Genomic DNA, 20,406 nt, shown 5'->3' on the forward strand with positions numbered 1-20,406 from the left:
GAGGACACCCGTGACGACATCGACGATTGATGATCTCGCCAGCGGATGCCACAGCCTCGTGCTGCGCCTGCCCGACACGGCCGATGCACAGCGCCTGCTGTCCGGGGTGACACCGGGTCCGGTGCACGTCTGGCGGACCGAAGTGCCCGCCGGCTCCGACGAGCCCACCGCCCGGGACCGCCGACGCACCGAGGCCCTGCGGCCGCTCCACCGCGACGGCCCGCCGCTGCGAGCCGTCGCCCTGCAGTACACCGACGGAGCGACGGACCTGGTCCTGGTGGCCGTCCGCACCGTGATCCCGCCGGCCGCACTGCTACGCATCGCCCGGACGGTGCTGGACGGGTCCGGCGATCTCCTGCCGCCGGTGCCCGCCGCCGCCACCCGTCCGGCTCCCGTCCAGCGCGGTCGTCTCGACTGGGGCCTGGGCGACCCGCGGCTGCTCGGGGTCACCGGCAGCACGCGGATCGACCTCACCTCTCTGCCCGCCGGGGCCGAACGGTTCCTGCCGGCGGCGATCGCCCTCGCCGTGAGCCGGTACAGCGGCGGGGACCCCACCGCCCTGGGCGTGCTCGACCTGGAAAACGGTCCGGGCGAGGACATCGGCGTCCATGCCCTCGACGCACCCCGGCAGGGAACGATCGCCGACCTCCTGCACCGGCTCGATCAGCCACCGACCGCCCCACAAGAGCCGCCGCCGGTCGGCGTCGTCCTCAGTCCCGCCTTCGAGGACGGCACGTACACGGCCTGCCTGGCTCCGGTCTTCCCGCTCACCGTCCAGCTCGACCGCGGCTGCGCCCTCGCGACCTGCTGGTTCGACCAGGGCATCGTGGACGCGACCGTGGCACGGCAGTTCTGCGGGCACGTGGCCCACCTCGCCGGGCAACTGGTGGCCGGTGACGCACAGCGGCCGCAGGTGGGGCTGGAACTCCTGCCGCAGGCCGAGCAGGCGGCGCTCCTTCAGGCCGGTCGGGCGGGCGCCGACGGGGACTCCGTGCCCGTGCGGGGCCGGATCGACCGCGCCTTCGAAGCGGTGGCCGCCAAGCAGCCCCAGGCCGTGGCGCTGGTCGCCGGCGAGGAAGAACTGACGTACCGGCAGCTGGACGAGCGGGCCGAGGCGGTGGCCGCGGGCCTGCGCGCCCTGGACGTCCCGCCCGGCAGCCGGATCGGCGTCTGCCTGGACCGGGACGCCGAGCTGGTGGTCACCCTGCTCGGCGTGCTCAAGGCGGACTGCGCGTACGTGCCGATGGACCCGCGCTACCCCGCGCAGCGGCTGAGCTTCACCACCCGCAACGCGGAGCTGCCCGTCGTCATCACCACGGCGGCGGAGTTCCCCGCGGAGCCAGGGACCCGGGTGCTGACGCCGCAGGAAGTGGCCCGGCCGGCGGCAAAGGGGGCGGCGGCCGGCCCCGGGCGGCGGCCGGCCGGCGAGAAGGGGCACCAGGGCGACGATCCGGCCTACGTGATCTACACGTCCGGCTCCACCGGCACGCCCAAGGGTGTCGTGGTGCCGCACCGCAACGTACTGGCGCTGCTGCGGGCCACCGAGCGGGACTTCGCCCTCGGCCCGGACGACACATGGACGCTGTTCCACTCCAGCGCCTTCGACTTCTCCGTCTGGGAGATGTGGGGCTGCCTGCTCACCGGCGGCCGCCTGATCGTCGTGCCCTACTGGACCACCCGGGACACCGACGAGTTCTACACCCTGCTCGCCGAGCAGCGCGTCACCGTGCTCAACCAGACGCCGTCCGCGTTCGCGCAGCTCATCCGCCACGACCAGCACGCTCGGCGGCAACTGGCCCTGCGGCTGGTCATCTTCGGCGGCGAGCCACTGGACGCGCGCATGCTGGCCCCCTGGTTCGCCCGCCACCCGGCCACCGACTGCCCGCTGGTCAACATGTTCGGCATCACCGAGACCACCGTGCACGTCACCGCGCAGACGGTCACCCCGCACGAGGTCGTCACGGGCTCACGATCGGTGGGCCGTCCACTGCCGGGATGGTCGGTGTCGGTCCGCGACGAACAGGGGCGGGTCCTGCCGCCCGGCCCCGCCGGCGAGATCTACGTCGGAGGGGCTGGAGTGGCCGACCGCTACCTGGGCCTGCCCGAGCTCACCCGGCAGCGGTTCGTCGTCGACGAGACGACCGGTGAACGGGTTTACCGCAGCGGCGACAAGGGCCGGCTGCGCCCCGACGGCCGTCTGGACCACCTCGGTCGGCTCGACAACCAGGTCAAGATCCGCGGACACCGCATCGAACTCGACGAGATCCGCGCCGTGCTGATGGGCGCGCCCCACGTGACCGCGGCGGCCGTTGTCGTCAACCGGGATCAGCCCGACGACCCCGCCGGCAGCCGGATCGACGCCTACGTCGTACTGACGACCGCGGCCGAGGCCGACCGCGCGCAGGTCCTCGCGCACGCCCGGGCCACCCTCCCCGACTACATGATGCCCGCGACGCTCACCCCGGTCAGCGAGATCCCGCTGACCATCAACGGGAAGCCCGACACCTCGAAACTGCCCGACCCGCGCGCCGCGGCACCGGCCGGCCTGCCCGAGGCCCGTCAACCCGTCGAAGCCGAAGCCGCCTCCGGCGCCGTCCCGGACGCCCTTGCCGACACCGTCCTGAGCATCTGGAGCAAGCAGCTCAACACTCCGGTGAAGCCCCAGGACAACTTCTTCGTTCTCGGGGGGAACTCACTCCTCGTGGTCCGGGTGCTCGCCGAGATGCGGGAGCGGAACCTGCCGAAGGTCTCGCTCAAGCAGTTCTACCGGCATTCCACCGCAGCGGAGTTCACCGAACTCGTCCGGCAGCTCCAGGACAGCAGCCACTGACACCGCGTACCGGGTCCGGGCCCGGGGCAGGACCCGGACCCGGTGCGTCGGCCCTACACCCCGCAGGAGCAGAGATCATGACGGAACAGCGCAGCAGCGCTTGGATCCGGCGGTTCCACCCGAAGCCGGGGGCGGAGACCCAGCTGGTCTGCTTCCCTCACGCCGGTGGGGCCGCCTCGTACTACCATCCGCTCTCCCGTGCGATGTCGGCGCAGACGGAGGTACTGGCGGTCCAGTACCCCGGCCGCCAGGACCGTCTCGGTGAAGCGTGCATCGAGGACATCCCCACGCTCGCCGACCGCATCGCCGAGGAGCTGATGCTGTGGTGCGAGGACCGGCGGACGGTCCTGTTCGGGCACAGCATGGGAGCCGCGGTGGCCTTCGAGGTCGCCCTGAGGCTCGAGAGCCGTGGAGTCGTCCTCGCCGGACTCGTCGTCGCTGGCCGGCAGGCACCGATGATCCAGCACGACCGGGGCACCCATCTGGCCACCGACGCGGAGCTGGTTCGGCGGTTGCGCACGCTCAACGCCGTCAACGCGGAGATCCTTGCCGATGCGTCGCTCCTGGAGATGGTGCTGCCGACGATCCGCAGCGATTTCCGGGCCAGCGAGCGCTACCTCAACACCAGGGCACCACAGCTGCGTTGCCCGATCACCGCCCTCGCGGGAGCCGACGATCCCATGGTGGAGGTCCGCGAGGTCGAGGCATGGGAGAAGCAGACCTCGGGGCCCTTCCGCATGAGGGTTCTCAGCGGAGGCCACTTCTTCCTCGACGACCACGCCGAGACCCTCCGGCACGAACTGTCGCCCCCTCGGCCCTCGGGCCTGCGGGGCGGGGCATAGGCCGGGGGTGCAGGCCGACCGACGCCAGACACTCTTGGTCACCAAGGGATCGGCGGCGGTCACGATCAACGCGGTCGCGCGGGAGATGGGCATGAGCGGACCATCGCTCTACCACTACTCCGCGACCCGGGCCCCCTCGTGGACGCGGTGACCGCGGGCTTCTTCGAGGAGCTGGCCGAAGCCGTGGAACAGGAACGGGACCGGCACGCCGACGCCATGCTCGGGGAGCGGCGCGCAGCACCAGCCCGACTCGGCCCGCTTCCAGGCCGGCCTGCGCTTCGCGTACGTCCTGCTCGACATGCTCATCGAGTTGTGGAACATCCGGCCCTTCCCGGTGCCGGAGTGGAAGTCCTGCACCAGATGGACTTCGTCCCTGACCGACATGGAACCGCTCTTCGAACAGTGCCTCGGCGAACAGCCGCTTGCCGGTCAGCCGGGCTGCCGCACCGGCTTCGGTGCCTTCTGTCGTGCGTACGCCGCCCAGTCCACGATCTGCACCGCCGCGCCGGCGGCCTCCTGACCCCGGCAGTGGGCGTGGTGCCTGCGGGCGATGCCGTCCAGGTCGAGGTGGGAGCCGAAGGCGGGGTGCGCCGCCAGCCGTCGTGCGTACGCCCACAGACGGGGATGGTCGGTGACCCGTGCACCGCTGCAGCATCCAGGTGGTGGCGGTGCACGGTGTCCAGCTGCACCAGCGTCACCCACAACTGCACGTCCGCGAGGGTGATTTCGCCGCCCAGCAGGTGCTTCCGGGAGGCGAGCCGCCACTCCAGCACGTCCAGCGCGCGCAGCAGGGTGGCCAGCGCGGTGTCGCGTGCCGCCGGGTCGCCGCCGGGCTGCCCGGCGCGCTGGGCGGCCCAGGTGATGCCCTGGTCGCAGAGCCGGCCTACGGCCGCGATCGCCTCGTCGGCACCGCGCGGGTGGAGGTCGGGACCGTGACCGGCGAACTGCCGGGTCAGGTCGCGCAGGATGTCGGGGGTGTGCGTGCTGACGATCCGCCCGGTCCAGTTGTCGCTGAGGACCGGCGCCACGGCCGGACCGGGGTGCTGGTGCGAGCTGGCCTCGTACAGCGGACGCAGGGCCCGGTGTTCGCCCCCGGGTGCGTCGGGTACGGCGGGCAGCAGCGTCACCGGGAGGGTGTCGTCCAGGCCGAGCAAGCTGTGTGTGACGACGATCTGCAGACAGTGCGGGCAGGACAGCGAGAGGTGGAGCCGGTAGCGGTGCGGCGCGGGGTAGTAACCGCTGCGCGCGTCACAGCCGATCCTGCTCCGGAAGGACGGCACGGCGGTCGGGGATGTGGCGGGCATGCGTCTCCCTGGAGTGCTCGGTCACAGGCATACGGGCATACGGAGGCGACGGCACGCGGCGGCTTCTGCACGGCCGGGGCCGCGGTACTGACGCGGGAGTGTCAGGCGTGAACGGGGGCCGGGCCACCGGCGCGCAGGGAACTTGCCGCACTGCACACACGCACGAGGTCGATGTGGCGACGGGACGTCAGCAGGGGCAGCCGGCGCACGGCGGTACGGACGACGTCACTGCCGGGTTCCGGCGCAGCACGGCCCATGATTCCCTACCAGTTCACTAGGATTCCTGTAGTGGAGTGTCGGGCCGCGTCCAAGCCGCGTCAAGAGGGCCGGTCATGCCGCGCCGGGACGTCTCACCACGTGAGAGGGTCCCGGGCCCGCCGGTGTGGTCAGGCCGCGCGGGCCGACCGGTCTCGCAGGCGGCGAGCAGCGCGGCGTCGAGCCCGGCGTCGTGCACGCCGCGAACGCCGAGCACGTGCGGAGGACGCCGCGGCATGCGCACGCGCTGCGGGTGCCGGTGGTGCCGCACGGGGCCGGGACGGGTCTGTCCGGCGCGCGGCGCGAACGCCGGCACGGGTGGCCCGTGCGAACACCGACTCCGCCTCCGCCGGCTGCCACGTGGTCATCGACCGACTGGCGGCCGTCGACGCCGAGGGGCCCTGGCAGATCTCGCCTCCTGTCCGCCGAAAGACCAGGTCAGCGGCGTACCCGGCGGTGTGTCAGGTGGCGCAACAGTTCCGCAACACCACTATCCCTACCGGATCGGTATGGTTCCGGCCATGCCTCCGACCGACCGCATCCGAGACCACGCCGGCCAGGGCGCGACCACCGTCGCCGCTCACCGCGCGCGACGCCGGCTGCGGGCAGACCGGGCCCGGCAGCTCGCCGACCTCCTCCGCCACCAGATCCTCGGCGGCGGCTTCCCCTCCGGCACCCTCCCCCACGAGTCCACCCTCGCCGCCGACTACCGCGCCTCCCGCAACACCGTCCGCGAGGCCCTGGACCTCCTGCGCACGGAGGGCCTCGTGGAACGCCAGCCCGGAGTGGGCACCGTGGTCGTGGGCCGCAAGTACCCCCACGGCCTCGACCGCCTGATGGGCCTCGCGGAAACCCTCCACGAGCACGGCCGGGTCACCAACGAGGTCCGCACCATGGGCCCCGCCCCGGCCCCCCTCCCCGTCGCCGATCGTCTCCGCGTCCCAGCGGGCACCGACGTCCTCTACATCGAACGCCTCCGCCGTCTGAACGGCCTGCCCCTGTCCCTGGACCTCACCTACATCCCCCTGGACATCGGCACCGCTCTGCTCGGCTGCGACCTGGAGAACACGGACGTCTTCCACCTCCTGGAAGCCGTCACCGGCCGGCCTCTCGGCCACGCCGAGATCACCCTGGAGGCGGTCAACGCGGACGCCCATTCCGCCGCCGTGCTCCAGGCCCCGCGCGGTGCGGCCGTGCTGATGCTGGAACGCCTCACGCACCTCGCCGACGGGCGCCCCGTCGACCTGGAGTTCATCCGCTTCCGCGGCGACCGCATCACGATGAGCGGCCTGCTGCGCCGCTCTCTCTGACACCTCCTCACACCTCCCTCTCACCGAGTCCGACCTTCCCGGAGACAGCCATGCCCTTGGCGCCCCAGCGGGCCGACGTGCCCGTGACCATCGACGAGTCGAAGTGCATCGACGGCTGCACGCTCTGCGTGGACATGTGCCCGCTGGACTCCCTCGCCATCGACGTCAGCAGCGGCAAGGCGTACATGCACGTCGACGAGTGCTGGTACTGCGGCCCGTGCGCGGCCCGCTGCCCCACCGGAGCCGTCACGGTCAACATGCCCTATTTGCTCCGCTGATCCCCTTGACCTGCTCCGGTGAAAGGCCGAACCACCATGAAACGCACGGCAGTCGCAGCATCCGCGGTCGTCCTTCTGCTCCCGCTCACCGCCTGCGGCGGTGCCGCCGAGGCCGGTGGCGGCTCCACGGTCACCGTCACCGTCGGCTACCAGTCCAAGACCATCAACACGGTCACGGCCGGCACCCTGCTCCGTTCCCTCGGCTACTTCGAGAAGCAGCTGCACTCGCTCGGCGACGGCGTCACCTACAAGGTCGTCTGGGAGGACTACGCCACCGGCGCCCCCATCACCGCCCAGATGACCGCCGGAAAGATCGACATCGGCTCGATGGGCGACTTCCCGCTGCTCATCAACGCGGCCCGCGGCAAGCAACTGGGCCGGCCCACCCATCTGGTCTCGGTCACCGGCTACAACCTGCGCGGTGGCCTGAACACCATCGTCACGGCGCCCGACTCCAAGCTCACCTCCCTGAAGGACCTGAGGGGCAAGAAAGTTTCCACGAGCGTCGGCTCCGCCGCCGACGGCACCCTCGTACGGGCCCTGCAACGCGCCGGCATCGACCCCGACAAGGGCATCGAGAAGCTCAACCAGCAGCCCGCGGTGGGTGCTTCGGCCCTCGCCGCGGGCAGCGCGGACGCGCTGTCGCAGTTCGTCGCCTGGCCGGGCCTGCTCGCCCACCAGGGCAAGGCCAAGGCCTTGTACGACGGTGCGCAACTGAACCTGCCCACCTTCCACGGCGTCACCGCCCGCGAGGACTTCGCGAAGGAGCGACCGACCGTGCTGGAGGCGTTCCTCAAGGCCCAGGCACAGGCCACCGACTATCTCAACGACCATCCCGTCACCGCCGCCGAGAAGGTCGCGGAGGCCACCGGCCTGCCCGCCGAGGTCGTCTACCTCTACAACGGCGCCCACGGCATCGCCACCTTCGACCCGGCCCTCAAGCCCCGGCTCGTCTCCGCCCTGAAGCAGGACGTGTCGATCCTGAAGTCCGCGAAGCTGACCGGCGACGTGGACGTGGACTCCTTCGTCGACGACCAGTACGTGAAGAAGGCCCTGGGAACGACGTACGCCGAGCGGCTCGCCGCCACGCTCCCGGCCGCCGCGAGCGAGGTGTGGAAGAAGGGCTCCGCGCGGACGCGGACCTTCACGTCGCCCGCCGACCTGCTGAGTTACGTGGCCTCCCACCGCGACACCGTCCGCGCCGCCTACGTCCCCGACGCCACCACCGGCACCCTGTGGTTCGCGGACAAGGCGGTGTGGGTGGCCGACGGCGAGAAGCTGCTGCCCTTCGTCGCACCGGCAACCGCGCAGACCTACGTCGACGGTCACGGCGGTGCGAGCGTCGTCACCTATGCCGAGGCACTGGAGCGGGCGTCGTGACCCGGTACGCGCTGCGCGGGCTGTCCCTGGCCGTCGGCCTCGGCCTCTGGCAGCTGCTGACCAGCCTGGACGTCGACGTCTGGCTGCGCTTCTCGCAGTTCCCCACGGTCACCGACGTGGCCCGGGCCTTCGCCGACCGGCTGTCCGGCCCCGACTACTGGACGGATCTGACCGACAGCCTCACCCGTATCCTCACCGGTTTCCTGTTGGCCACAGTGCTGGGGGTGGCCACGGGCGTGCTCGTGGCCCGCTCACGGCTCGCCGAGGACCTGCTCGGCCCACTGCTGGAAGTCGTCCGCCCCGTCCCGGCCATCGCCCTGGTCCCCGTGGCGATCCTGCTGTTCCCCTCCAACGAGCAGGGCATCGTCTTCATCACCTGCACCGCCGCCTACTTCCCGGTCCTGGTCTCCACCCGGCACGCGGTGCGCGCGCTGACCCCCGTGTGGGAGGAGGCGGTGCGCACCATGGGCGGCGGCCGGTGGCGGATCCTCGGCTCGGTCGTCCTGCCGGGCGCGCTGCCCGGCATCTTCGGCGGCCTGTCGGTCGGCATCGGCGTCTCGTGGATCTGCGTGATCTCCGCCGAGATGATCTCCGGCCAGTACGGCGTCGGCTACCGCACCTGGCAGGACTACACCGTCGTCGACTACCCCGGCGTGTTCGTCGGCATGGTCACGATCGGCGTGCTCGGCTGGCTCACCTCCACGGCCGTCGAGCTGCTGGGCCGCCGCCTGACCCACTGGCTGCCGCGTACGTCGTACGTCCCCGGCGGACGGGCTCCACGCCGGGTGCGCGGCGCCACAGCCCTCGTACCGGCCGGCCCCAGGACCAAGGAGAACGTGCCCCATGACCAGCTCGTCTGACGTGCGTTCCCCCGCTGGCACCGGTGCGGGGCTGGCCCTGCGTAGTGCCACGCTCGGACGGCCCGGCGCGCCCGTGCTCGACGAGGTGGACCTCCATGTGGCCCCCGGTGAGATCCTCACCGTCGTCGGCCCCTCCGGCTGCGGCAAGTCGACGCTGCTGCGCACGCTGGCCGGGCTGCTGTCGCCCCTCGCCGGAGAGGTCACCCAGGACGCGGGCCCACTGACGGGGCCCTCCGCCGACCGTGCGCTGATCTTCCAGGAGGACGCCCTCCTGCCCTGGCGCACCCTGCGCGCGAACGTCGAACTTCCCCTCGCCATCAAGGGGTTGTCCCGCTCCGAACGCCGTACCCAGGCCGATGCCTGGCTCACCCGCGTCGGGCTGACCGAACAGTCCCGGCAACTGCCGCACCGCGTCTCCGGCGGGCAACGCCAGCGCGCCCAACTGGCCCGGGCCCTCGCGGGAGAGCCCCGCGCCGTCCTGATGGACGAACCCTTCGGCGCCCTCGACGCCCAGACCCGCGCCGGCATGCAGGACCTGCTGGTCGAGGTGCTGCACGGCACGGGCGCGACCGTCGTCTTCGTCACCCATGACGTGGACGAGGCCCTGTTCCTCGGCGACCGCGTGGCCCTGCTCGGCGCCGGCCGCCTCATCGCCGTACGGGACGTCCCGCGCCCGCGCGAGCGCGCCGCCCACGACGATCCGGCGCGTATCGCCCTGCGGCGCGACATCCTCACCTCACTCGGTTCTTGAAAGGCCACCCTGGTGGACACCCCCTTGCAGATCCCTGCCCTCACCGACGCCGAGGAACTGACCTGCGACGTCCTCGTCATCGGCGGCGGCACCGCCGGCACCCTGGCGGCCCTGACCGCCGCCGAGCACGGTGCGAACGTGCTGCTGCTGGAGAAGGCCCACGTCCGCCACTCCGGCGCGCTCGCCATGGGCATGGACGGCGTCAACAACGCGGTCATCCCGGGCCGCGCCGAACCTGACGACTACGTCGCCGAGATCACTCGCGCCAACGACGGCATCGTCGACCAGTCCACCGTCCGCCAGACCGCCACCCGCGGCTTCGCGATGGTGCGGCGGCTGGAGTCGTACGGGGTGAAGTTCGAGAAGGACGAGCACGGCGAGTACGCGGTCCGCCAGGTCCACCGCTCCGGCTCGTACGTGCTGCCGATGCCGGAGGGCAAGGACGTCAAGAAGGTCCTGTACCGGCAGCTGCGCCGGCGGGAGATGCGGGAGAGGATCCGGATCGAGAACCGGGTGATGCCGGTGCGCGTGCTCACGGTGGAGGGGCGTGCCGTGGGCGCGGTCGGCCTCCACACGCGCACGGGCGCCTTCGTCACCGTCCGCGCGGGCGCGGTGATCCTGGCGACCGGCGCCTGCGGTCGCCTCGGCCTGCCGGCGTCCGGCTACCTGTACGGCACGTACGAGAACCCGACGAACGCGGGCGACGGCTACGCGATGGCCTACCACGCGGGCGCCGAGCTGACCGGCATCGAGTGCTTCCAGATCAACCCGCTGATCAAGGACTACAACGGCCCCGCCTGCGCGTACGTCGCCAACCCCTTCGGCGGCTACCAGGTCAACCGGCACGGCGAACGCTTCGTCGACTCCGACTACTGGTCGGGCCAGATGATGGCCGAGTTCGCGGCCGAAGTGGCCAGTGACCGGGGCCCGGTGTACCTGAAGCTGAGCCACCTGCCGGAGGAGTCGATCTCGGCCCTGGAATCGATCCTGCACTCGACGGAGCGCCCGACCCGCGGCACCTTCCACTCGGGCCGCGGCCACGATTACCGCACCCACGACGTCGAGATGCACATCTCCGAGATCGGCCTGTGCGGCGGCCACTCGGCCTCGGGCGTCCGGGTCGACGACCACGCCCGTACGACCGTCCCCCTGCTGTACGCCGCCGGGGACCTGGCCTGTGTCCCGCACAACTACATGATCGGCGCGTTCGTCTTCGGGGACCTGGCGGGCGCGGACGCGTCCCAGTACACGTCCTACGAAGGGGAACTGCCCCTTGACCAGCTCCAGGAGGCGCACGAGCTGATCTACCGCCCGCTGCGCCATCCCGACGGCCCGCCGCAGTCCCAGGTCGAGTACAAGCTGCGGCGCTTCGTGAACGACTACGTGGCCCCGCCGAAGTCCGGCGCCCGCCTGTCGCTGGCCCTGGAGGCGTTCGAGCGGATGCGCGCCGACATCGCCGCGATGGGCGCCCGCACCCCGCACGAGCTGATGCGCTGCGCCGAGGTGAGCTTCATCCGCGACTGCGCGGAGATGGCCGCCCGGGCCTCCCTGGCCCGCACCGAGTCCCGCTGGGGCCTCTACCACGACCGTCTCGACCATCCGCGGCGTGACGACGCGTCCTGGTTCCACCACCTCGATCTGCGCAAGTCCCCTACGGGGGCGATGGAGTTCACGGCACGTCCCGTGGCTCCCTATCTGGTCCCGGTCGACGAGTTCAGGCCGGTCGGCGGACCCTCCCGTCATCTCGGTGAGGTCCACCCGGAGCAGGTGGCGATCGCGGGGGCCCGGGAAGCGGCGCCGGTGGCGATGCGACAGGAGCCCGCAGTGACCGGTACCACCGGACACCCCAGTACCGACGCGGACGCGCCGACCACGCCACGCCTGCTCGAACTCCTCTCCCTCGCGGAGGACGAACCCCCGCTCCCCGCCCTCGCGCCCTACCTGACCGACCCCGATCCCACCGTCCGCCGAACCGCCGTCACCGTCCTGACGGAGACGGTGCCGACGGGCACCGGACCCGCACTGGCCGCCGCGCTCACCGACACCGACGCCGGCGTCCGCGCCACCGCAGCCGCTTCACTGAGCGAACTGGTCGAGACGCTGGCCCCCGAACCGGCCCTGCGCGACGGCCTCACCGCAGCCCTGTCCACAACGGACCCCGTCGCCCGCGCCGCCGCACTGGACACCCTGCGCGTCCTGCGCCTCGGTGACACCGGACTGTTCGCGAACTCCCTGTCGGACTCCGACATCACCGTCCGCATCGCGGCCGTGCGAGCGCTCGTGTCGGTCGACGCCGCCGCGGAGCTGGCCCGCGTGGCGACCGCCGACCCGTCCCGCGAGGTCCGTGTCACCATCGCCAAGGCCCTGGCCACCGTGGCGGGGCGGCAGCCCGGCGACACCGCGTCGACCGGCCCCGGGTCCGCCGTGGCCCACTCGGCCCTCGCCAGACTCATCGACGATCCCGACGCCCTGGTGCGTGCGGCCGCCTACGAAGCACTGGGCACGACCGGCTGCCCGGCTCCCCTGGCCGCCCGCTCGCAGGCAGCCTTGTCCGACCCGGCCTGGCAGGTGCGGGTCGGCGCCGCCGGCGCTCTGTCCCTCGCGGACCCCGGCCTCGCGGTCCCCGCCCTCGCCAAGGCCCTCGCCGACCCGAACGCCGACGTCCGCAAGGCCGCCGTGATGGCACTGACCCGGCACCGTGCCACCGAGGACGCCCGAGCGGCCCTGGCCACGGCGACGACGGACCCGGACGCGGACGTCAGGGCCTACGCTGCCCGGGCCCTGTGGGAACCGCTGCGACGACCGAAGGGGCGGAAGAGCCGAACGTGACCGCAGGCGGCGCCTGCAACGCCAGGGCCGCCTGCGATCCTTCGCGGAGTCGCCACCACCCTCCTCATCACCACCGTCGGCGCCATCGCCGCGAGCGACTCAACGGCCCAGCGAGCGCGCCGTCGGTCGAGCCGCCGGAGGCGATCCCGTACTCGGACTCCGGCACCACCTCCGGAGCGAGCAGCAGCGAGCGGCGGCCGTCGACGCCGTAGTGCTGGGTGGCCAGGGCCTTGTCGCGGTCGACGGCGTCCTGGGCGAGCTCGGCGGCGACCGCGCGTGCGGTGGCGATCCAGTCGGTGGTACGCCCTGGCGGAGAAGGGCACCAAGCACGCGCTGGAGTTCGCCACCCGCCTCAAGCCCCGCCCCGACGGCTCGTACCCGGCCTTCGCCCTCGCCCCGGACGACAGCCTCACCGCCGCCTTCGTCCCGCACGACGCCCCCGGCGTCACCGTCGTCGACGACTGGGACGGCATCGGGCAGCGCGGCACCGTGCGGTTCCACGAAGTGCACGTGCCCGCCGACCGGGTCGTGCCCCACCACCTCGCGTTCGAGCGGCCCGAAGTCTTCGGCGCCTTCGGTCAGTTCATTGCCTCCGCGACATCGCCCACAAGGCCCTTCGAGGAGGCCACCGGCGCCGAGCTGAAGGTCACCCCCGTCCCGTACGACAGGCTCACGGCCAGCACCGGAGGAGGGCGGCGAGCTGATCTGGCCCTGCTGGTAAGGGCCGCCGAGGCCCTCCTCCACCGGGGTGGCGCCGCCGTCGACGCCGCCCGCGGTGCCCCCGCCGACACCCGCGGCAGGATCCCGGACACGCACGGCGGGCGCCACGCTCCGCCAACGCGTGCACGGGCCGGGCGGCGGCCCTCGGATCCACGACGGCAACCCGGCCGCCCACCACCGCGAACTCGCCGCCCGGGAGCGGGCGACCGAGCGCAGGGTGCCGAACGGCCGAGCAGCACGACTTCTTCTACGCCGAACTGCTGGCCGGACGCAGGTTCGGCAATCCGTTCTCCTTCAGCACCTCCACGAAGAAGAAGTGGTTCTGCGGGATCTGGCCGATGCCGGAGTCGGCCGCGGACAGCAGCCGGACCACTTCGCCCAAGGTGCGAGCAGTGACCTCGGCGCCGCCGTGGGAGCGCGGCACGGTGATGCCGGGCAACCCGGAGTCCGACAGCTCGTCGAGCTCGGCGCGCGGCAGGATGCGTTCCGCGTCGCGCAGGGCGGCCTCGCGGGCGAACTTGGCGGCCGGCTCGGCGGCGACGGCGACCGCCTCGGCGTCGTCGGCGATCACGTGGGTCATCGCCGGCTCCCGGTGTCCGCGAAAGGGACCTGGGCGACGGGCGGTTCGGCGGTCGCACCGCGGAACGGATGCGTCCACAGCCCCTTCGCCTGAAGCCGCGGCAGGACGCCCTCACCGAACCAGTACGCCTCCTCCAGATGCGGGTAGCCGGAGAGCACGAACTCGTCGATGCCGAGGGCGTGGTACTCCTTGATGCGCTCAGCGACCTCGTCATGGCTGCCGACCAGGGCGGTGCCCGCGCCGCCGCGCACCAGGCCGATGCCGGCCCACAGGTTGGGGTGAATCTCCAGGCCGTCCCGGCCGCCGCCGTGCAGGACGAGCATCCGCTGCTGCCCCTCGGACTCGCTGCGGGCGAGCCCGGCCTGGACCGACCGCACGGTTTCCGGGTCGAAGCCCTCCAGGAGACGGTTCGCCTCCGCCCAGGCCTGCTCGGCGGTGTCGCGGGTGATGACGTGCAGCCGGATCCCGAAGCGCAGGGTGCGGCCCTCCTTGGCCGCCAGCGCCCGGATCCAGGCGATCTTCTCCGCGACGGCGGCCGGCGGCTCGCCCCAGGTGAGATAGACGTCGACGTGCCGGGCGGCGATCTCCCCGGCGATGGGCGAGGAGCCGCCGAAGTACACCTCGGGGACCGGGTCGGGTACGCGGGCCAGCTTCGCGTCCTCGACCTTCAGGTGCTCACCGGCCAGGTCGACGACCTTCCCCTCCCACAACTGCCGGACGATGTCCAGGAATTCGCCGGTGCGGCGGTACCGGTCGTCCTTGTCGAGGAAGTCTCCGTAGGCGCGCTGCTCGTGGCTCTCCCCGCCCGTGACCACGTTGAGCAGCAGCCGTCCGCCGGTCTGCCGCTGGAAGGTGGACGCCATCTGCGCGGCGAGCGTCGGTGAGACGAAGCCGGGGCGGAAGGCGACCAGGAACTTCAGGCGGTCGCTCGCCTGGGAGACCATGGCGGTGGTCAGCCAGGCGTCCTCGCACCAGGCGCCGGTGGGGGTGAGCGCCCCGACGAAGCCCAGGTCCTCGGCGGCGCGGGCGATCTGGCTGAGGTAGGCGACCGTGGGCGGCCGGTCCCGGCCGGACGCCGTGGCCGGGGTGCCGTGGCCGCCGCCGACGACGTGGCGGCTGTCGCCGTTGGTGGGCAGGAACCAGTGGAAGGTGAGGGACACGAAGGCCTCCGATGGGGGATTGGTTCGTCAGAGCAGGCCGTGCCGGGGCGGCCGTGTGCCGTTGAGCAGGTAACGGCCGATGTGCTGGACCTTCCAGCGGGCCGGGTCGTGCAGCGTGTGGGTGCGGGCGTCGCGCCAATGGCGGTGCAGGCCCAGGGAGTCGAGCGCCGACCGGGTGCCGGAGACCTCGAAGAGGGCGCTGCCGACCTCCAGGGCAGCCTCCGCCGCCGTCACCTTGGCAGCGGCCACCGCGATGGACGCCTCCGCGGCGGAGTCGTCGGTCAGGTCGGCGCGGGCCGCGTCCACGGACCTGGCCGCGGTGGCGAGCAGCGCGTCGGCGGCCCGGACGCGGATCGCCAGTTCACCGAACCGCTGGATCAGCAGGGGATCCTCGGCGGCGGTCGGGTGGCCTTCATCAACGCTCTCGAACCACGGGCGGCTCTTGGTGCGGACGAACTCCACGGCCTCGGCCAGTGCTCCGGCGGCGATCCCGGCGTCGATGGCGGCGTGCAGCAACTGGGCTACGGCTCCGTGGAGTTGGGGACCCCGGAAGGTGAGGTGGTGCGGCAGGACCCGGTCGGCAGGGACGAGCACCGACCCCAGACGGACGGTTCCGCTGGCGGTGGTCCGCTGGCCCATGCCGTCCCAGTCGTCCACGACCGTGAGGCCGGGCGCGTCGCGGGGCACGTAGGCCACGTGCAGGTTGTCGTCGTCGGCGCGGGCGAGGACGGGGATCCAGTCGGCGAACAGCGCGCCGGTGGAGTAGTGCTTGACGCCGTCGAGGACGTACGACCCGTCGGGGCGCCGCGCGAGCCGCGTACGGATGTCCTGCACATGGCTGGTGCCGGCCTCGGACTGGGCGTTGCCGAACCGCTTGCCCGCGAGCACCTCGCCGAGGAAGAACTCTTGCTGCGCCTGCGTCCCCTGCCGCCGGAGAACATTGACATACACGAAGTGACTCTGCGGGATCTGGGCGAGGCTGGCGTCGGCCGAGGCCAGCAGCCGGAAGATCTCCGCGAGTGTCCCGGTGCTGACGTCCGCGCCGCCGAACCGCGCGGGCACCGTCACGGCGAGCAGCCCGGACGCGGACAGCCGCTCCAGTTCCGCGTGCGGCAGCCGCCGCCGGGCGTCCCGCTCGGCGGCGTCCTTGCGGAAGGCGGCGGCCAGTTCGGCCGCGACGGCGAGGGCCTCGGCGTCGTCGGCGATCACGGTCGCGGCGCTCATCCGGTGGCCGCCAGCAGGGTCGGGCGGCCACCGAGCGCCAGCGAGAATTGGTCGGTGACCTGAGCCAGGGCCTCGGCGGGGCCCGGTGCGACGGTCAGGGTGCCGTCGTCGGCGACGGTGATGTCCTTGTCGAGCGTGAACCAGCCGGGCGTGATGTGGGCGGGTCCCATGGAGTTCAGCACGGGACGCAGGGCGTAGTCGATGGCCAGGACGTGGGCGGTGGTGCCGCCGGTGGCCAGCGGGAGGACGGTCTTGCCGGCCAGCGCGTACTGCGGGAGCAGGTCCAGCAGCGCCTTCAGCAGCCCGGAGTAGGCGGCCTTGTAGACGGGGGTGCCGATCACGATCCCGTCCGCCCGTTCGAACAGGGCGGTGGCCTCGACGATCGCCGGATGCCGGAAGTCGGCGTGCAGCAGGGCCTCGGGCGGGAGCGTACGGACGTCGAAGGGGATGACGTCGTGCCCCTGGGCCCTGAGCCGGCCGTCGAGGTGGCGCAGCAGCCGGGCGGTGCGGGAGGGGGCGGAGGGGCTTCCGGAGACGGACAGGACGGTGGCCATGCGAGGACCTTTCAGGGTCGTGTCGGATGCGGATGGCGGTCAGACTCGGGCGTCGACGGGCTCGGACTCGGCTTCCCGGGCCTCCAGTTCACGGACCAGGGGCAGCACCCGCTTGCCGAAGTACTCGACCTCCTCCAGGTAGTGCAGGAAGCCGAGGAGGAAGAGGTCGACGCCGAGCCGCTTGTAGGCGACGATCCGCTCGGCGATCTGCTCGGGTGTGCCGATCAGGCCGGTGCGGAAGCCGTCGTTGTACTGGACGAGGTCCTCGAAGGCGGAGTCCTGCCACATGCCCTTGCCGTCGGCGGTGGATCGCCCGGCCTGCTGGACGGCGTCCCGGAAGCCGTGCACGGCCGGGGTGTCGGCCTTGGCGACGATCTCGCGGAGCGTGTCGCGGGCCTCGGCCTCGGTGTCGCGGGCGATGAGGAAGCCGTTCAGGCCGAACTTCGGTGGCCTGCGGCCCGCTCGGGCGGCGGAGGCGCGCACGTCATGGATCTGCTCGGTGACGCCGTCGAAGTCCTTGCCGTTGGAGAAGTACCAGTCGGAGACGCGGCCGGCCATGGCGCGCGCGGCAGTGGAGTTGCCGCCCTGGAAGATCTCCGGGTGGGGGCGCTCGGGGGTGTTGAGCGGCTTGGGCTTGAGCGAGAAGTCGCGCAACCGGTAGAAGTCACCCGCGAGTTCGGCGTGGTCCTCGGTCCAGATCTGCCGCAGGGCGCGGATGAACTCCTCCGAGCGGCGGTAGCGCTCGTCGTGCTCCAGCCAGGGCTCGCCGAGAGCGGTGAACTCGCCCTTGAACCAGCCGCTGACGACGTTGACGGCGAAGCGGCCGTTCGACAGGTGATCGGCGGTGGCGCCGAGCTTGGCGAGGACGCCCGGGTGCCACAGGCCGGGGTGGACGGCGGCGATGACCTTCAGCCGCTGGGTGGCGAGCAGCAGGGCGAGGCTGAAGCTGGTCGACTCGTGCTGGTACTCGGCGCCGTAACTGGCCATGTAGCGGACCTGGCTCAGGGCGTAGTCGAAGCCGCTGTTCTCGGCGAGCACGGCCAGTTCGCGGTTGTAGTCGTAGCCCCAGTCGGTGCGCTGCTCGATCGTGCTGGTGACCAGGCCGCCGCTGACGTTCGGCACCCAGTAGGCGAAGCGGACGGGGTCGGATCCGGGCGGTACGGGCATGGGGGACTCCTGGCGGGAATGCGCACGCGAAAAAGGGCGCGTGCGGTGACAGGGAAACGTATTCAGTGATCGGGTTCAGGCGTGCGGGGACGACGTTCCCGGGAAAGACGGAATCACCACGGAAAACGGCCGGTGGTGGAATGCGCGACGGAAGATCGGCGCGGGTGCGAGGGTTTCCCTCGGGTGCGCTCAGACCCGACAGCGACAGCAGGAGCTGGAGACACGCGCGAGGTCGACGTGGCGCCGCCGCGTGAGGTCCTGTCGCTTCATGCCTTCGATCAAAGCAGCGGGGAGTCCGGCCGGTCAAGAATGCCCGGATGTCATTCCACATGCTGAGAGTCGGTATTCACGAGGTTGTGACAGGGATTCCCTTGAACGTGGCGTGCGGGGGACGGCAGCCTCCTTGTCGTGCGTATCGAACAGCTCGAATACATCGCCGCCGTCACCCGGTTGGGCTCGCTGCGACGCGCCGCCGAGGAACTGCACCTCTCCCAGCCCGCGCTCAGCGAGACCGTGCGCAACCTTGAGCGCGAGCTCGGCGTGGACCTGCTGGAACGCAAGCGGTCCGGGGCGAAGATCAGCGACGAGGGCCGCGAACTGCTGCCGCACATCATGAGTGTGCTGGACGCGGTCGACCGGCTGCGCGGTGCGGCCGGTGACCAGCACCGCATCAGCCGTATGGTCCGGCTCGGCACGGTCAACACGGCCACCGTCCCGCTGGTCATCCCGACCGTGCGGGAATTCCGGGCCTCACACCCGATGACCCAGGTGGAGCTGGTCGGCGCACAGCAGGCCGAGATCCATCGCGGGCTGCTGGAGGGGGCGTTCGATCTGGGGCTGGTGAACTACCTCGGAGGTGACGACATGCCGCCCGGCTTCGAGACCACCGAGTTGCTGCGCGGCCGGCCCGTGGTGTGCCTGCGCCCGGACAGTCCGCTGGCGGCCCTGGACGCGGTGGACGCCGACAGCCTCCTGGCCGAGCCGCTGGTCGTGATGCGGTCCGGCTACGTCATGCACCGCTTCGTCCACCGTCTGCTGGGCGGCCGTACGCCCTCCTTCTCCTACTCCACCGACGGCGCCGATGGGCAAGCTGATGGTCGCCGAGGGACTCGGGGCGACGGTACTGCCGGACTTCAGTGTCAACGGCGATCCCCTGGAACGGCGGGGCACCATCACCGTACGGCCGCTCGCCGGGGACACGACCGACGTGCTGCTGGTTCTGCAGCGCCGACACTCCGGTTCCGTCCCACGGGCCGTCCGCGATCTGCACGGGCTGTTCGTGCGCAACGCCCGTGCGTACCGCGCCCCTTCGTAAATCCGAACGGCCGCGCTGGTGCGCGCGCATACGCCTATGTGGTTACCTGGCTCCATGACCGTGCTCGTGACCCGCCGCCACGTCGACTACGTGCGTGTCACCACCACGGGTTGTTCCGCCGCGAGTTGATTCTGTCCTCCGGCGCCCGACCAGCCCTTTCCCACCGTATCGCGCTGACCGCTGATGGAGGCGGCAGGCTGCCGTACCAGCGGATCTTCGCCGCAGGAGAGCGGTCATCAGCGCCGCATTCCGCAGGAGTACACATGACCGTCCAGGATTCCGCCACCGACACCGGCACCTTCGCCACGGAATGGGAGGCGTGGCACCGGCGGAGGGATTCCGCCCTCGCCCATGAGCACGGATTCCTCGCCGTCACCGGCCTGCACTGGCTGGCCACCGACCCCCAGCGCTTCCCCGACGCGCCCGGCATCTGGTCGACGGGCGACGACGGCGTCACCGTCGTGCTCGGCGAGGGGGAGGAACTCGCCGTCGACGGCACGGTGGTACGCGGACGGCACACCTTCGGCGTCATCCCGGAACGCGGCGGCGTCAACGCCGTCTGGGGGGATGCGGTGATCGAGGTCGCCAAGCGCGGCGGCCACGACCTGATCCGGCCGCGGCACCCGGAGCATCCGCTGCGCACCGCGTTCACCGGGACACCCGCGTACGCGCCGGACCCACGCTGGGCGGTCACCGGCACGTACACCCCGTTCCCCGAGCCGCGGCCGACCACCGTGGGCGCCGCCGTCGAGGGGCTGCAGCACGTCTACGACGCCCCCGGCCGGATCCGCTTCCACATCGGAGGCCCCGCACTGGGTCTGACCGCGTTCAACGGGCACACACCGGGCAGCCTCATGGTGCTGTTCACCGACGCCACATCGGGCGTGACCACGTATCCGGCCAACCGCGCCCTGCACATCGACCCGCCCGGACCTGACGGCACCGTGGTGCTGGAGTGGCTTTCTGCGTAAGCGGACGGGGCCGGCGCGGTGAGCCGGCCCGCCGGCCCAGGTGGCGCGGGGGCACTCAGGTCGGTCCCGCGCCCGC

General features: G+C 72.0%; 17 protein-coding genes and 2 pseudogenes. 11 read left to right on the plus strand and 8 right to left on the minus strand.

Translation table 11 applies throughout. From position 1 onward, the window contains the following. Window positions 1–10 precede the first annotated feature (10 nt). The 3 genes from ACSUPV_RS02885 to ACSUPV_RS02895 all read left to right on the plus strand — a co-directional run bounded on the left by ACSUPV_RS02885 (window position 11) and on the right by ACSUPV_RS02895 (window position 3,823). A complete protein-coding gene (locus tag ACSUPV_RS02885) occupies window positions 11–2,830 on the plus strand; it encodes an amino acid adenylation domain-containing protein (protein WP_436946844.1) in 2,820 nt (939 codons plus the stop codon). A 77-nt stretch (window positions 2,831–2,907) separates the two neighbouring features. Then, a complete protein-coding gene (locus ACSUPV_RS02890) occupies window positions 2,908–3,672 on the plus strand; it encodes a thioesterase II family protein (RefSeq protein WP_436946845.1) in 765 nt (254 codons plus the stop codon). A gap of 7 nt (window positions 3,673–3,679) precedes the next feature. Beyond that, complete coding sequence (locus tag ACSUPV_RS02895) at window positions 3,680–3,823, plus strand: TetR family transcriptional regulator (RefSeq protein WP_382608857.1); 144 nt, start codon at window positions 3,680–3,682, stop codon at window positions 3,821–3,823. Here ACSUPV_RS02895 and ACSUPV_RS02900 read toward each other — a convergent pair. Together ACSUPV_RS02900 and ACSUPV_RS02905 are read right to left on the minus strand one after the other, a co-directional pair. Then, entirely contained in the window at window positions 3,787–4,056 is a 270-nt protein-coding gene (locus ACSUPV_RS02900; protein ID WP_382608860.1) for a hypothetical protein, read from the minus strand. The two genes, ACSUPV_RS02895 and ACSUPV_RS02900, sit on opposite strands and share 37 nt — an antisense overlap. 45 nt (window positions 4,057–4,101) lie before the next feature. Further along, window positions 4,102–4,976, minus strand: a pseudogene (locus ACSUPV_RS02905) (glutathione S-transferase C-terminal domain-containing protein). Window positions 4,977–5,752: 776 nt separating this feature from the next. Between ACSUPV_RS02905 and ACSUPV_RS02910 the strand changes: the two are divergent. Genes ACSUPV_RS02910 through ACSUPV_RS02935 form a run of 6 tightly spaced genes read left to right on the plus strand, consistent with a single transcriptional unit; the run spans window position 5,753 to window position 12,639 of the window. Continuing rightward, window positions 5,753–6,541, plus strand: coding sequence for a GntR family transcriptional regulator (locus ACSUPV_RS02910; RefSeq protein ID WP_382608865.1), 789 nt, complete (start codon window positions 5,753–5,755; stop codon window positions 6,539–6,541). A gap of 50 nt (window positions 6,542–6,591) precedes the next feature. Continuing rightward, entirely contained in the window at window positions 6,592–6,819 is a 228-nt protein-coding gene (locus ACSUPV_RS02915; RefSeq protein ID WP_055491243.1) for a 4Fe-4S dicluster domain-containing protein, read from the plus strand. Between the two features lie 36 nt (window positions 6,820–6,855). Continuing rightward, complete coding sequence (locus ACSUPV_RS02920) at window positions 6,856–8,199, plus strand: ABC transporter substrate-binding protein (protein WP_382608868.1); 1,344 nt, start codon at window positions 6,856–6,858, stop codon at window positions 8,197–8,199. Continuing rightward, window positions 8,196–9,059: an ABC transporter permease gene (locus ACSUPV_RS02925; protein ID WP_382608871.1), complete on the plus strand. Its 864-nt coding sequence runs from the start codon at window positions 8,196–8,198 to the stop codon at window positions 9,057–9,059. The genes ACSUPV_RS02920 and ACSUPV_RS02925 overlap by 4 nt, the downstream gene beginning before the upstream one ends. Continuing rightward, the gene (locus ACSUPV_RS02930; RefSeq protein WP_037764444.1) at window positions 9,043–9,810 is read left to right on the plus strand and encodes an ABC transporter ATP-binding protein; all 768 of its coding nucleotides are present in this window, start codon (window positions 9,043–9,045) and stop codon (window positions 9,808–9,810) included. Before ACSUPV_RS02925 ends, ACSUPV_RS02930 begins: the two co-directional genes overlap by 17 nt. A 12-nt stretch (window positions 9,811–9,822) precedes the next feature. Further along, window positions 9,823–12,639: a fumarate reductase/succinate dehydrogenase flavoprotein subunit gene (locus ACSUPV_RS02935; protein WP_436946846.1), complete on the plus strand. Its 2,817-nt coding sequence runs from the start codon at window positions 9,823–9,825 to the stop codon at window positions 12,637–12,639. 967 nt (window positions 12,640–13,606) lie between these two features. Here ACSUPV_RS02935 and ACSUPV_RS02940 read toward each other — a convergent pair. The 6 genes from ACSUPV_RS02940 to ACSUPV_RS02965 form a co-directional block, all read right to left on the minus strand. Continuing rightward, a complete protein-coding gene (locus ACSUPV_RS02940) occupies window positions 13,607–13,939 on the minus strand; it encodes an acyl-CoA dehydrogenase family protein (protein WP_051648981.1) in 333 nt (110 codons plus the stop codon). Further along, window positions 13,936–15,099: an LLM class flavin-dependent oxidoreductase gene (locus tag ACSUPV_RS02945; protein WP_359786159.1), complete on the minus strand. Its 1,164-nt coding sequence runs from the start codon at window positions 15,097–15,099 to the stop codon at window positions 13,936–13,938. Before ACSUPV_RS02945 ends, ACSUPV_RS02940 begins: the two co-directional genes overlap by 4 nt. Window positions 15,100–15,126: 27 nt before the next feature. Continuing rightward, a complete protein-coding gene (locus ACSUPV_RS02950; RefSeq protein ID WP_382608884.1) occupies window positions 15,127–16,323 on the minus strand; it encodes an SfnB family sulfur acquisition oxidoreductase in 1,197 nt (398 codons plus the stop codon). Next, window positions 16,320–16,877, minus strand: a complete 558-nt coding sequence (gene ssuE / locus ACSUPV_RS02955; protein ID WP_031115456.1) for an NADPH-dependent FMN reductase — start codon at window positions 16,875–16,877, stop codon at window positions 16,320–16,322. The genes ACSUPV_RS02950 and ssuE overlap by 4 nt, the downstream gene beginning before the upstream one ends. A gap of 39 nt (window positions 16,878–16,916) precedes the next feature. After that, window positions 16,917–18,044: a dimethylsulfone monooxygenase SfnG gene (sfnG, locus tag ACSUPV_RS02960; protein WP_359786153.1), complete on the minus strand. Its 1,128-nt coding sequence runs from the start codon at window positions 18,042–18,044 to the stop codon at window positions 16,917–16,919. A 189-nt stretch (window positions 18,045–18,233) separates the two neighbouring features. Further along, the gene (locus ACSUPV_RS02965; protein WP_351078001.1) at window positions 18,234–18,314 is read right to left on the minus strand and encodes a putative leader peptide; all 81 of its coding nucleotides are present in this window, start codon (window positions 18,312–18,314) and stop codon (window positions 18,234–18,236) included. A gap of 138 nt (window positions 18,315–18,452) precedes the next feature. On the opposite strand from ACSUPV_RS02965, the pseudogene ACSUPV_RS02970 reads away from it, so the two are divergent. Further along, window positions 18,453–19,359 (plus strand): annotated as a pseudogene (locus ACSUPV_RS02970) (LysR family transcriptional regulator). A 263-nt stretch (window positions 19,360–19,622) separates the two neighbouring features. Then, a complete protein-coding gene (locus ACSUPV_RS02975) occupies window positions 19,623–20,330 on the plus strand; it encodes a DUF1684 domain-containing protein (RefSeq protein ID WP_436946847.1) in 708 nt (235 codons plus the stop codon). The last annotated feature ends 76 nt before the right edge of the window (window positions 20,331–20,406 follow it).

Source organism: Streptomyces sp. SudanB52_2052, assembly GCF_964272415.1.
Taxonomy (GTDB): domain Bacteria; phylum Actinomycetota; class Actinomycetes; order Streptomycetales; family Streptomycetaceae; genus Streptomyces; species Streptomyces olindensis.